Genomic DNA, 12,914 nt, shown 5'->3' with positions numbered 1-12,914 from the left:
AAATTTATTCCTAGGAGGAAAAACTATTATGACAGTTAAAGTTGGTATTAACGGTTTCGGACGTATTGGACGTTTAGCATTCCGTCGTATTCAAGAAGTGGAAGGATTAGAAGTTGTTGCAATCAACGACTTAACAGATGCTAAACAATTAGCACACTTATTAAAATACGATTCAACACAAGGACGTTTCAACGGAGAAGTTGAAGTATTAGAAGGCGCATTCCGCGTAAACGGTAAAGAAGTTAAAGTGTTAGCTAACCGTAATCCTGAAGAATTACCATGGGGAGAACTAGGCGTTGATATCGTTTTAGAATGTACTGGTTTCTTCACTTCTAAAGCTAAAGCTGAATTACACTTAAAAGGTGGAGCTAAACGTGTTGTTATCTCTGCTCCTGGTGGTAACGATGTACCAACAGTTGTTTACAATGTAAACCACAACATTTTAACAGGTAAAGAAACAGTTATCTCTGGTGCTTCATGTACTACAAACTGTTTAGCACCTATGGCTAAAGCTTTAAACGATAACTTCGGAATCGTTGAAGGATTAATGACTACAATTCACGGTTACACTGGTGACCAAAACACATTAGATGCACCTCACGCAAAAGGTGACTTACGTCGTGCTCGTGCTGCAGCAGTAAACATCGTTCCTAACACAACTGGTGCTGCTAAAGCTATCGGTTTAGTAATTCCAGAATTAAACGGTAAATTAGATGGAGCTGCACAACGTGTTCCTGTACCAACAGGTTCATTAACAGAATTAGTAACAGTATTAGAAAAACCAGTTACAGCTGAAGAAATTAACGCTGCTATGAAAGCTGCTGCAACTGAATCTTACGGATATACTGAAGAACCATTAGTATCTACTGATATCGTTGGTATCACTTATGGATCATTATTTGATGCTACTCAAACTAAAGTAATGACTGTAGGCGACAAACAATTAGTTAAAACAGTTGCTTGGTACGATAACGAAATGTCATACACTGCACAATTAATTCGTACTTTACAATACTTTGCAAATTTATAATTTAAAGTTTTGATAAAGCTAATCGTATCGAATTTTTCAGGGCGATGGGAGCATTCGCTTCCTCGCCCTGTTTTCATAATGTGGGTATTACACTCGCTCCAAATATATAAAACTTAGGAGGCTATTCTATGGCTAAAAAAATTGTAACAGATTTATCTGTTGGAGGAAAAAAAGTATTAGTACGTGTTGACTTTAATGTTCCATTAAAAAATGGTGTAATCACAGATGACAACCGTATTGTACAAGCATTACCAACTATTCAATATTTAATTGATAATCATGCTAAAGTAATTCTTTTCTCTCACTTAGGAAAAGTAAAATCTGAAGAAGATAAAGCTCGTTTAAGCTTACGTCCAGTTGCTGAACGTTTATCAGAATTATTGAAAAAAGAAGTAACATTTGTTCCAGAAACACGTGGAGAAGCATTAGAAACAGCTATTAATGGTTTAGCTGAAGGAGATGTTTTATTATTTGAAAATACTCGTTTCGAAGATTTAGATGGTAAAAAAGAATCTAAAAACGATCCTGAGTTAGGCAAATATTGGGCATCTTTAGGAGAGTTGTTTGTAAATGATGCATTTGGTACAGCTCACCGTTCTCACGCATCAAACGTAGGGATTGCTAGTCAATTAGAATCAGCTGCAGGTTTCTTAATGGAAAAAGAAATTAAATTCATTGGTGGAGCAGTAGATACACCAGAACGTCCATTTGTAGCTATTTTAGGTGGAGCGAAAGTTTCAGATAAAATCGGTGTAATTGAAAGCTTAATTGATAAAGCTGATAAAGTGTTAATCGGTGGAGGAATGGCTTATACATTCTTTAAAGCTATGGGTCGTGAAGTAGGTCTATCATTATTAGAAGTAGATCGTATTGAATTAGCAAAACAAATTATGGAAAAAGCTGGCGATAAATTAGTGTTACCAATCGATAACGTTGTTGTTAAAGAATTTTCAAATGATGCAGTTGCAACAATTGTAGCATCTAATCAAATCCCTGCTGACCAAGAAGGGGTAGACGTAGGTCCTAAAACAGTAGCATTATTTGCTAGCTACTTGAAAGATGCAAAAACTGTTGTATGGAATGGACCAATGGGTGTATTCGAATTACCTAACTTTGCTAAAGGAACAATTGGTGTTTGTGAAGCGATTGCAGATTTACAAGGAGCTACAACAATCATCGGTGGTGGAGATTCTGCAGCAGCAGCAATTTCTTTAGGATATGCGGATAAATTCACTCATATCTCAACTGGTGGTGGAGCTTCGTTAGAATACTTAGAAGGTAAAGAATTACCTGGTGTAGCTTCAATTAGTGATAAATAATTAAAAAATATTGAAAAGGACTCACTGAAATGAATGTTCATTTTTGTGAGTCTGCTTCATAAACAATTTTAGGAGGAAAAATTATGCGTAAACCAATTATTGCAGGAAACTGGAAAATGAATAAAAATCCTAAAGAAACTCAAGCATTTGTTGAGGCTTTAGCAGGAAAATTACCATCATCAGAAGTTGTTGAGTCTGCTGTTGCAGCTCCAGCAGTTGATTTATCTACTTTATTAGCTGCAGCTGAAGGTTCAGAATTAAAAGTAGCTGCTCAAAACTGCTATTTCGAACAAGAAGGTGCTTATACAGGCGAAACTTCTCCAAAAGTATTATCTGAAATGGGCATTCACTATGTTGTAATTGGCCACTCAGAACGTCGTGAATATTTCCACGAAACAGATGCTGACATTAATAAAAAAGCAAAAGCTATTTTTGCAAATGGTATGTTACCAATTATTTGTTGTGGTGAAACATTAGAAACTTATGAAGCTGGTAAAGCTGCTGAGTTTGTAGGAGCACAAGTTTCAGCTGCATTAGCTGGATTATCAAATGAACAAGTTTCATCATTAGTGATTGCGTATGAACCAATTTGGGCAATCGGAACTGGTAAATCAGCTTCTCAAGATGATGCTCAAAAAATGTGTAAAGTAGTACGTGACGTTGTAGCAGCAGACTTTGGTCAAGAAGTAGCAGACAAAGTTCGTGTACAATATGGTGGTTCGGTTAAACCTGAAAACATTAAAGAATACATGGCTTGTCCAGATGTGGATGGAGCTTTAGTAGGCGGAGCAAGCTTACAACCTGAATCATTCTTAGCTTTATTGGAGGCAGTAAAATAATGTCTAAATCACCAGTTGCGATTATTATCTTAGATGGTTTCGGATGGAGACCAGAAGTAGAAGGTAACGCTGTAGCACAAGCAAAGAAACCAAATTTTGACCGTTATTATAATGAATTTCCTCATACAACATTAAAAGCTTCTGGATTAGATGTAGGTCTTCCAGATGGACAAATGGGGAACTCAGAAGTGGGTCATACAAATATCGGTGCAGGTCGTATCGTATACCAAAGTTTAACTCGTATTGATAAAGCAATTTTAGATGGTGAATTCGATACAAATCCAGCATTAAATGGTGCATTTAATCATGTATTAGAAAATGGTTCAGCATTACACTTATTCGGATTATTATCTGATGGTGGGGTACACAGCCATATTAATCATTTATTAGCATTAATTGAAACAGCAAAGGCAAAAGGAATTTCTAAAGTGTATGTTCATGCATTTATGGATGGACGTGACGTGGATCCAAAAGCTGGTCCATCATACATTAAGACTTTAGAAGAAAAAATTGCAGAAGTTGGAGTAGGTCAAATCGCAACTGTATCAGGTCGTTACTATGCAATGGACCGTGATAAACGTTGGGAACGTGTTCAATTAGCTTATGATGCCATTGCGCATGCAAAAGGACCTCAATTCGAATCAGCTCAAGCAGTCATTGAACATAGCTATGCTGAAAATGTAACAGATGAATTTGTTATTCCGTCAGTAATTGTGAAAGATGGACAACCAGTTGCGAAAATTGAAGAAAATGATGCAGTTATCTTCTTTAACTTCCGTCCTGACCGTGCGATTCAATTATCAAATGCATTTACAGATAAAGAGTGGACAAACTTTGATCGTGGTGAACATGCTGCAAATGTTAAATTTGTGACAATGACATTATACAATCCAAGTGTAGATGCAGAAGTTGCATTCCCACCAATTCCAATGACAAATGTTTTAGGAGAAGTTTTATCAAAAGCAGGGCTTGCACAATTACGTATTGCAGAAACTGAAAAATATCCACATGTTACATTCTTTATGAATGGTGGACGTAATGAAGAGTTCCAAGGAGAAAACCGTATTTTAATCCCTTCTCCAAAAGTTGCAACATATGACTTAAAACCTGAAATGAGTTGTTATGAAGTTGGAGATGCATTATATCATTCGATTCAAAATGATGAAAATGATGCAATCATCTTAAACTTCGCAAATCCAGACATGGTTGGACACTCAGGGATGTTAGAACCAACGATTAAAGCAATCGAAGCAGTGGATGAAAACTTAGGTAAAGTAGTGGATGCTATTTTAGCTAAAGGCGGTACAGCAATTATCTTTGCTGACCACGGTAACTCAGAAACAATGATTACACCAGAAGGTACACCACATACTGCTCATACAACAGTACCAGTACCAGTTATTGTAACGAAAAAAGGTGTTACCTTACGTGAAGGTGGTCGTTTAGCAGACGTTGCTCCAACAATGTTAGACTTATTGAATGTAGCAAAACCTGAAGAAATGACAGGCGAAAGCTTAATTCAAAAATAATCTTAAGAAAATGCTTTCAACTTCAGGAAAAGATTGCATATAAAGCATTTTTCAATTAAAATAGAAACGTACAAATAAATATAAAGGAGTTAATAAATCATGCCATTTATTACAGATGTATTAGCAAGAGAAGTATTAGATTCACGTGGTAACCCAACTATCGAAGTTGAAGTTTACACAGAAAGCGGAGCGTTCGGACGCGGTATGGTTCCTTCAGGAGCTTCTACTGGTGAATACGAAGCAGTTGAACTACGTGATGGCGACAAATCTCGTTACTTAGGAAAAGGAGTTCAAAAAGCTGTTGATAATGTAAACAACATTATTGCTGAAGCAATCATCGGTTTTGACGTTCGCGAACAAATGGCGATCGACAAATTAATGATCGAATTAGATGGAACTCCAAACAAAGGTAAATTAGGAGCTAACGCAATTTTAGGCGTATCTATCGCTGTTGCTCGTGCTGCTGCTGATTACTTAGATCAACCATTATACCAATACTTAGGTGGATTCAACACTAAAGTATTACCAACACCAATGATGAACATCGTTAACGGTGGATCTCACTCAGATGCTCCAATCGCATTCCAAGAGTTCATGATTTTACCAGTTGGTGCACCAACATTTAAAGAAGCTTTACGTTGGGGTGCTGAAGTATTCCATGCGTTAAAAGCTATTTTACACGACCGTGGTTTAGTAACTGCTGTAGGTGACGAAGGTGGTTTCGCTCCAACATTTGAAGGTACTGAAGATGCTGTAGAAACAATCTTAGACGCAATTAAAAAAGTTGGTTTAGAACCAGGTAAAGATGTATTCTTAGGATTTGACTGTGCTTCATCAGAATTCTTCAAAGATGGCGTATATGACTATACAATCTTCGAAGGTGAAAAAGGTGCTAAACGTACTCCAGAGCAACAAGTAGAATACTTAGCTGAATTAGTTGAAAAATACCCAATCATCACAATCGAAGACGGATGTGACGAAAACGACTGGGATGGATGGAAATTATTAACTGAACGCTTAGGCGGTAAAGTTCAATTAGTAGGTGATGATTTATTCGTAACGAACACTGAAATCTTATCTCGTGGTATTGCACAAGGCGTTGCAAACTCAATCTTAATCAAAGTTAACCAAATCGGTACTTTAACTGAAACATTCAACGCAATTGAAATGGCTCAAAAAGCTGGATACACTGCAGTTGTATCACACCGTTCAGGTGAAACTGAAGATTCAACAATTGCTGATATCGCAGTTGCTACAAATGCTGGACAAATCAAAACTGGTTCATTAAGCCGTACAGACCGTATTGCTAAATACAACCAATTATTACGTATTGAAGATCAATTAGGTGACTTAGCTGTTTACCAAGGTCTTTCAGCATTCTATAACTTAAAAAAATAATTTCATTTTAGGATGTTTTTAGAGAGGCTGGGCAAAAAGTCTCAAAAATAGAAGAAAGCACGTCCCGATTTTGACTGAAATCAAAATTAGGACGTGCTTTTTAATAAATTCAGTAAAATCAAGGGGGATAAACCACCCTTGATTCATATTATTTAAGATATATTTCCTTAATCTCTGCAAATTCATCCCTAAAAAGAGCAGACCAATGTCATTATGAACTGCATTTTTACCTCTAACATGAGTTCTGCGCATGCCAAAATTGCGCTTCATTTGACCGAAAACTGGCTCAACTTCAATTTTTCGTTGAGCATATATACTACTTCCACGGTCACTATGTAACGCTTCTTTAATCGTTTCTTTATAAGATTCCCAAACTTGGTTTACACGGATTTGACGTTGTTGTCCAGTAGGAGTTTTCGCTAATTCATCCAATGCTTCTGTTTCTTGAATTGAATCTGTCTCATACACTTTAAATCTACGAGTAAATCCATTCTTATCGTTTCTTGTTGAATAATATTTAAAACTAAATTTTACACCTAAATGATCAATATAATAATCTTCCTCTTCATTGTAATACCAATTTTGTCTATTAGATGGATCATTTTTAAATTTCTTCGTTTGTTCTTTTTCGTACATTGTGTAAGGAATCAAAGGTGTCTTTTCATACTCTTCAAGAATCAATTGATAGTTTTCTTCACTACCGTATCCAGCATCCGCAATAATAATAGAAAATTTGTCTAATAGTTTAAATGAATTTAAAAATGGTTTAAGAGTACGCATATCTGTAGGATTAGGAAATACATCAAAACCTAAAACATATTGATGATTCGTTGCGATTTGAAGATTATAGCCAGGTTTTAATTCTCGATTTTTCATGGCATCTTCTTTCATACACATAAAAGTAGCATCGTTATCTGTTTTAGAATAACTATTCCGGTTATCAAATGTTTCCTTAGCTATCGTATATTTTTCTTTACGAGGCAGAAAATCTTTTTCAAGTTGACGTTTAAAAGAATTTAACAAGCGTTTTTTCTGTTTGTTTTTAGAACCACCAACAATATGTTTAGGTTCTTCTTCAATGAGTTCTTCTAACTGTTCTAGAGAGTTATTAGTAGCTTCAATCATGGCATGAACACCATATTCAGTAATTTTTTCTTCTTCTGATAAAGCAATATTCACTTGATTTTGAATTAATTGATCATATAATGTACTAATTTTTTCATTTAAAGCTTCATCATATCTTTCAATAGCTTTACGCCATACAAATGAATAACGATTGGCATCTGCTTGAACTTTTGTACCATCAATAAATAAACTATCTGAATCAATAATATGATAGTGTTGGAGTAATAAAGTAAAGTATACGAAAATGTTTTTAATGATAGAGGAAAACTGTTCATTACTTCTAAAATTATTAATAACATGGTAACAGACATAAGTTTGTTGAGAAAGCCACTGCATCGGAATATTTTCTTCATTTAATTGAACAATTTTTCTACCACTATACGTAGAACGAGTATAAGCGAAGAGAATCATTTTTAATAACATACGAGGATGATGAGCAGGTCTACCCATTTTTGATGTTGTATTAGGAAAGATAATAGAATCTGGAATAGAATCTACAAACTGATTAATAAATTGAGCAATGTGGTTTTTAGGGACGGTTAATGTAAAATTTAGTTCTAAAGTATCTGTTGGTGTGGTATAATTTTTGTACATAGGAGTCACCCTTTCTTATTTTATTTCATTCAAACTTATTATAACAGAGGTAGACTCCTATGTTTAATTTATAAGACTAAAAAGCACTATAAAATCCTGTTTCAGAATTTTATAGTGCTTTCTTCTATTTTTGAGACTTTTTGCCCAGCCTCTATTTTTTACATTAGAAAGTAGGTGAGAATATGATTTACACCATTACGTTTAATCCAGCAGTGGATTTAGTCATCCAAGTTCCAAATTGTCAATTAGGTAAATTAAATCGTTCAATGGGTGAGGAATATGTAGCAGGTGGCAAAGGGATTAATATGTCGGTTGTGTTAAAACGACTAGGAGTTGATAATGTTGCTACAGGTTTTATTGGAGGGTTTTCAGGGAAGTATATTGAAGGGTTTCTAGAAAGCGAAGGGATTAACCCGAGGTTTATTTCTGTAGAAGGTACAACAAGAATTAATGTCAAAGTTAAAGGAGAAGTAGAAACAGAAATCAATGCAGCTGGCCCTGCTGTGGGGAAAGAGAAGTTTCAAGAATTAGTGAATTATTTGGAAGACAAGGTGAAAGAAGAGGATGTTGTATTTTTAGCTGGTAATGCTGCTCCAGGATTAGATGAGACGTCTTATGTTGAAATTGCAAAGCTTTGTCATGCAAGAGGGGTAAAATTAGTACTAGATACAACAAAAGCTTCATTATTAGCCTGTTTACCTTATCAACCGTTTATTATTAAGCCGAACCAACATGAATTAGAAGAATTATTTGGAGTGAAAATTAAAACGCAAGAAGGAATGATAGCCTATGCGTTTAAATTACAAGAAAAGGGCGCACGTAATGTTTTGATTTCTTGTGGAGGTGAAGGAGCATTTCTAGTCAGTGAAACAGGACAAGTATTGACTTCCAATACTCCAAAAGGTATCCTAATCAATTCTGTCGGTGCTGGAGATTCGATGTTAGCAGGTTTTATGGCGAAATATATAGAAACAAATGATTTTAAAGAGAGCCTTAAACAAGGGGCGGCATCAGGTAGTGCCACTGCCTTTTCTGTAGGGATTGCAACTAGAGAGTTGATTGAAGCATTAATACCACAAATAAAAATGGGTATTCGGATTTTATGGTGGAAAAGGGCTTATAAATCACCCTTCTCCAAATTCTTAATAAGTGTGGAAAAATCGACACCTAAGTTGTCTGTAATGTCGTGATCATTCACTTCATACCAATTGAAAGTATCGTATAACATAGCTTTATTGAAAGCACTTGAATTAAATCGTGGCTTACGCTTTTTATGGAGCTTCTCATTGAAAAGGATTTTGGCTCGTAAGGCATCAAACGAGTAACCTCTACCCATTCGCTCTACCTGCCTAATAATGCTGTTAATTGACTCCGTATAAGCATTAGTGAGCCTTTTATCAAAGTAGTTGAATATTTCAACATGCCAGTTGTCTACGGCTCTCACGAGGTCTTTATATGCGTCTTTAGAGTTGCTGGACATACAACGGTGTCTCCATTGACTATAACGAAGATGACCTTCATCTGGATCAGGAGTATCCCATATCCAGTAAAACTCTTCTTTGAGTTCATAGGCTTCTTTTAAAGCAGGAAGATTACCTAACCAAGTATCTAAGAGGAATGATTCACGTTCATTTAGATCGTGTTTACGCTTTAGAAGGATAAACCTTTCACGCATAAGGGTACGTCTTTCTTTTTGGCTCATATGGGCTTTCAAAGACTTTCTGACGTTATCTAAGGCTTGATTAGCCATTCTAACTACATGAAACTTATCTACGACAACTTTAGCTTGTGGAAGGATAGTGTTCACTGCGTCTTTGTAGGGCTTCCACATATCCATTGTGACGTACTCAATGTAAGTCCTGTCACTGATTTCTGAAAGACGTTGGATGACTGTTTCCTTGTTACGGTTAGGCTTGATGTCATAAATAGTCCTGCGTTCAATATTAGTCAATACAAGCCGAGGTCTACGGATAATATGTATCTCGTCTATCCCAAGCCACTTAGGAGTTTCAAACTGGTATTCACGTTCTTTGAGTGCCACATAGTCCTTAAAAACGTTCCTAATGGTTTTCTCGTCAACACCAACGCTTTCTGCGACTTCTACAAAGGTCTTAGACATGGATTGCTCTTGAATGGACTTTAAAAGCCTTTTGGTCATACTACGCTTTTCATCTACAGATATTAGGCGTTCCCAGAAGGTAGATCCGCATTCACGACACTTGTATCGTCTACGGTTCAATTGTAAGCCCACTCGCTTTAAACGAATGGGCAAATCCATAATTAGTTGATTTCTTGAACTGTGTTTGTACAACTTGTCAAAACCACATTCAGGACAACGTTCAGGTGGTCCGACTGCTTCAACTTTAAACATCATATCGGTTTCATTTTCTTGTGGCGGTTCTATTGTTTTAATGTCTGGTAGGGATAATAAGTCTGACATATTATTCATCCTTTATTACTCTGCGGTGTTAAGGTATCAATTATAGATTTGATGTCGAAATCATCAGTGTTAAATTATTTTTGTGACCACAAATGCACTTAGAAAATCCCTTAAAGCATTAGCTGGTTCACTTGAATAGGGAGTTGTAAAAAAGTTCCCTTAGCCTGCACAACAAGATAATTTCGAAATATCTTTATCGAACGTAAGTGCAACTAATTTTAGCCCTTCAGCCATTGTTAAATATGGTGCTAGGGTTTCTGTTAAATCTTCTATCGTTAAGCCAAATTTAACAGCTAATGATGCTGCATAGATGACATCTCCTGCATTTTCAGATACAATATGAACCCCTAATACTTTTAGTGTTTCTGCATCTGCTACTAGTTTAAATACACCGGTTGTTTCACGGTTTACAATTGCTCTTGGAACAGCATCTAAAGGTAATACAGATGTCTTCACATCATACCCTTTCTCTTTTGCTTGTTCTTCTGTTAAACCAACCGTTGCAACCGTCGGATTCGTAAACGTAACAGCAGGAACTACCGATAAATCTATTTTTTTGTTTAATCCACCAATAGCATTATCAGTAATAATTCCACCTTCATAGGCTGCTACATATACAAATTGTGGTCCTAAAGTCACATCTCCTGCTGCATAAATCTTTTCATTACTTGTTTGACCAAAATCATTGATCAGGATTTCATTATTTTTTCCAGTTTCAACACCTGCTGCACTTAAATTTAAAGAATCCGTATTTGTTTTTCTTCCAGTGGCAACAAGTAACTGATCTGATTCAATGACTTCTCTACTGCCATTTACTGTTACGTAAACCCTTTTTATCTCTCCACTTTGTTCAACACGCTCAAAAGTTGCCCCTTTGACAAGGTTTATACCCTGTTCAATTAACGCTTTTTCAACTGACTCTGAAATCTCAGGATCATACTCCTTTAAAAGTCGCTCACTTCTTTGCATAAGCGTTATTTCTGAACCTAAATGATGAAATAGTTGTCCAAGCTCCATTCCAATGTATCCTGAACCAATTACAGTTAATCGTTTTGGTATTTTCTTTAACTCAAGAAGTGTTGTACTAGTTAAATAGTCCATTTTTTCAAGTCCTGAAATTTGGGGCAACGAAGGCGATGCACCTGTTGCAATTAAAAAGCGTTTTGCAGATAACTTTGTCCCATTGACCTCAACCGTACTAGCATCAACGAATTTTGCTTCACCTTTAATTAAATCAAAATTATATTCATCAATTAAATCCATATATTTTTGATTCCGAAGTTCGCTCACCAATTTATCCTTTTGCGTGATTAAACTAGCTAAATCCACTTCTCCAGCGGATGTTTGTAAACCTATAAACGGATTGTCTTTTGATAAATGATTGATTTCCCCTGCCCTAAGAAGAGTTTTTGACGGAACACAGCCAATATTCACACAGGTTCCCCCAACCGTTCCACGCTCAATCATTCCAACTTTTGCACCGTATTCTATAGCTTTAATTGCCGAAGAAAAGGCAGCAGCACCAGAACCAATAATAAGAAGGTCATAATTGTCTTCATTAATTAACGCCACGTTTTCTAGTGATGATACTTCTTCAATTTCTCCGGCTTGGTAATTTGCTTCATCAATCGCCTTTATTGCACTTTCAACCTCAATATCATCGGGCAGTTCAAATACTGCTTCACCACGACGATAACTAGACTCAATATTTTTAGCACCTATCTTTTCAAGTGCTGATTCTACGTGTTTTTCACAACCCGTACAAGTCATTCCTGAAATGTTTACCTTAAATTTATTCATAAAAAAGCTCCTTTCGTTAATTAATCTCTCATGTTAATGTTTCTATTATTGGACACGAATGTAATTTCTTTTCATCTGGACATCGTTGTTTTAAGTCGTCTAACATAGTTTCAATTCGTTTTAAATCCTCTATTTGTTTTTGCACTTCCTTTTGTTTTTTAGAAACAAATTCGAACATATCTTGACAACGAACTTCATCTTTATCTACAACACCAAGTAATTTATAAATCTCGCTTAAAGAGAAACCAAGTTCCTGTATTCGTTTAATAAACCCAACACGCTTAACGTCATCATATGAATATATCCGATAACCAGCTTCCGTTCGGTGAGGTTCTTGTAATAAATTTTTTCGCTCGTAATATCTGATCGTTTCTTTATTAACTCCACATTTATCTGCAAACTCACTAATGCGATAAATCATCTTATTTCACCCCCTGAATATTATAAACCATGTACCATAGTACACGGTCAAGTAAATTGGACTATTTTATTTTTTTCCTAAAGTATCACTCGTATGTGATTGATACTTTTATATAATACTATTGATTATCCTAACATCCCACCAGAAAATCCGATTTAAACACCAGTTGTTTTTAAACTATTAAGAAAGTAATTCCACTATATATTCCGAAGACCTATAAAAATTAAGGAAATTTCAAGAAAATAGACTGTTTATGAAGAAATCAGTGTTGAAACTATCTTTATAAGGGCGTATACTAAATTCATATTTCAAAAAAAGATACAAAGAGGTGCCGTTGGCTGAGATGTGTTTACAAACTCTTAGAACCTGTTACGTTAATACGTGCGTAGGGATTGTATGAATTATTGTCTGCAACAGGG

The 12,914-nt window shown here is 35.7% G+C and carries 10 protein-coding genes and 1 riboswitch; of the genes, 6 read left to right on the top strand and 4 right to left on the bottom strand.

Annotation, left to right across the window (positions count from 1 at the left end; translation table 11 throughout):
• The first annotated feature begins 28 nt into the window (after positions 1–28).
• The 5 genes from gap to eno all read left to right on the top strand — a co-directional run bounded on the left by gap (position 29) and on the right by eno (position 6,115).
• Positions 29–1,030, top strand: coding sequence for a type I glyceraldehyde-3-phosphate dehydrogenase (gene gap, locus LK443_RS01395; protein WP_227931831.1), 1,002 nt, complete (start codon positions 29–31; stop codon positions 1,028–1,030).
• 128 nt (positions 1,031–1,158) lie between these two features.
• On the top strand, positions 1,159–2,349 hold the full coding sequence (locus tag LK443_RS01390) for a phosphoglycerate kinase (protein ID WP_227931830.1): 1,191 nt from the start codon (positions 1,159–1,161) through the stop codon (positions 2,347–2,349).
• Between the two features lie 80 nt (positions 2,350–2,429).
• A complete protein-coding gene (gene tpiA / locus LK443_RS01385) occupies positions 2,430–3,188 on the top strand; it encodes a triose-phosphate isomerase (RefSeq protein ID WP_227932428.1) in 759 nt (252 codons plus the stop codon).
• Positions 3,188–4,717 (top strand): 2,3-bisphosphoglycerate-independent phosphoglycerate mutase, encoded by a 1,530-nt coding sequence (gene gpmI / locus LK443_RS01380; RefSeq protein WP_227931829.1) that lies wholly within the window; start codon positions 3,188–3,190, stop codon positions 4,715–4,717. Before tpiA ends, gpmI begins: the two co-directional genes overlap by 1 nt.
• A 99-nt stretch (positions 4,718–4,816) precedes the next feature.
• Positions 4,817–6,115: a phosphopyruvate hydratase gene (gene eno, locus LK443_RS01375; RefSeq protein ID WP_227931828.1), complete on the top strand. Its 1,299-nt coding sequence runs from the start codon at positions 4,817–4,819 to the stop codon at positions 6,113–6,115.
• 18 nt (positions 6,116–6,133) lie between these two features.
• Here eno and LK443_RS01370 read toward each other — a convergent pair whose 3' ends face one another.
• Entirely contained in the window at positions 6,134–7,834 is a 1,701-nt protein-coding gene (locus LK443_RS01370; protein WP_227931827.1) for an IS1182 family transposase, read from the bottom strand.
• A gap of 182 nt (positions 7,835–8,016) precedes the next feature.
• Here LK443_RS01370 and pfkB point away from each other — a divergent pair, with 182 nt between their 5' ends.
• Positions 8,017–9,024 carry a 1-phosphofructokinase gene (gene pfkB, locus LK443_RS01365; RefSeq protein WP_227931826.1) on the top strand — a complete coding sequence of 336 codons (1,008 nt, stop codon included), beginning with the start codon at positions 8,017–8,019 and terminating at the stop codon, positions 9,022–9,024.
• On the opposite strand, the gene LK443_RS01360 is transcribed toward pfkB, so the two are convergent.
• From LK443_RS01360 to merR, 3 genes are all read right to left on the bottom strand, one after another.
• Positions 8,952–10,274 (bottom strand): ISL3 family transposase, encoded by a 1,323-nt coding sequence (locus LK443_RS01360; protein ID WP_001281646.1) that lies wholly within the window; start codon positions 10,272–10,274, stop codon positions 8,952–8,954. The genes pfkB and LK443_RS01360 overlap by 73 nt on opposite strands.
• Before the next feature lie 159 nt (positions 10,275–10,433).
• Positions 10,434–12,074, bottom strand: coding sequence for a mercury(II) reductase (gene merA / locus LK443_RS01355; protein ID WP_227931825.1), 1,641 nt, complete (start codon positions 12,072–12,074; stop codon positions 10,434–10,436).
• Between the two features lie 28 nt (positions 12,075–12,102).
• Positions 12,103–12,495 (bottom strand): Hg(II)-responsive transcriptional regulator, encoded by a 393-nt coding sequence (merR, locus tag LK443_RS01350; protein WP_000640387.1) that lies wholly within the window; start codon positions 12,493–12,495, stop codon positions 12,103–12,105.
• Between the two features lie 314 nt (positions 12,496–12,809).
• A riboswitch (TPP riboswitch) is annotated at positions 12,810–12,904 on the top strand.
• The last annotated feature ends 10 nt before the right edge of the window (positions 12,905–12,914 follow it).

Source organism: Granulicatella elegans, from assembly GCF_020735385.1.
In the GTDB taxonomy this organism is placed as follows: domain Bacteria; phylum Bacillota; class Bacilli; order Lactobacillales; family Aerococcaceae; genus Granulicatella; species Granulicatella elegans_B.
The sequence above is the reverse complement of the archived record's forward strand: the minus strand, read 5'-3'. Positions and strand labels throughout refer to the sequence as shown.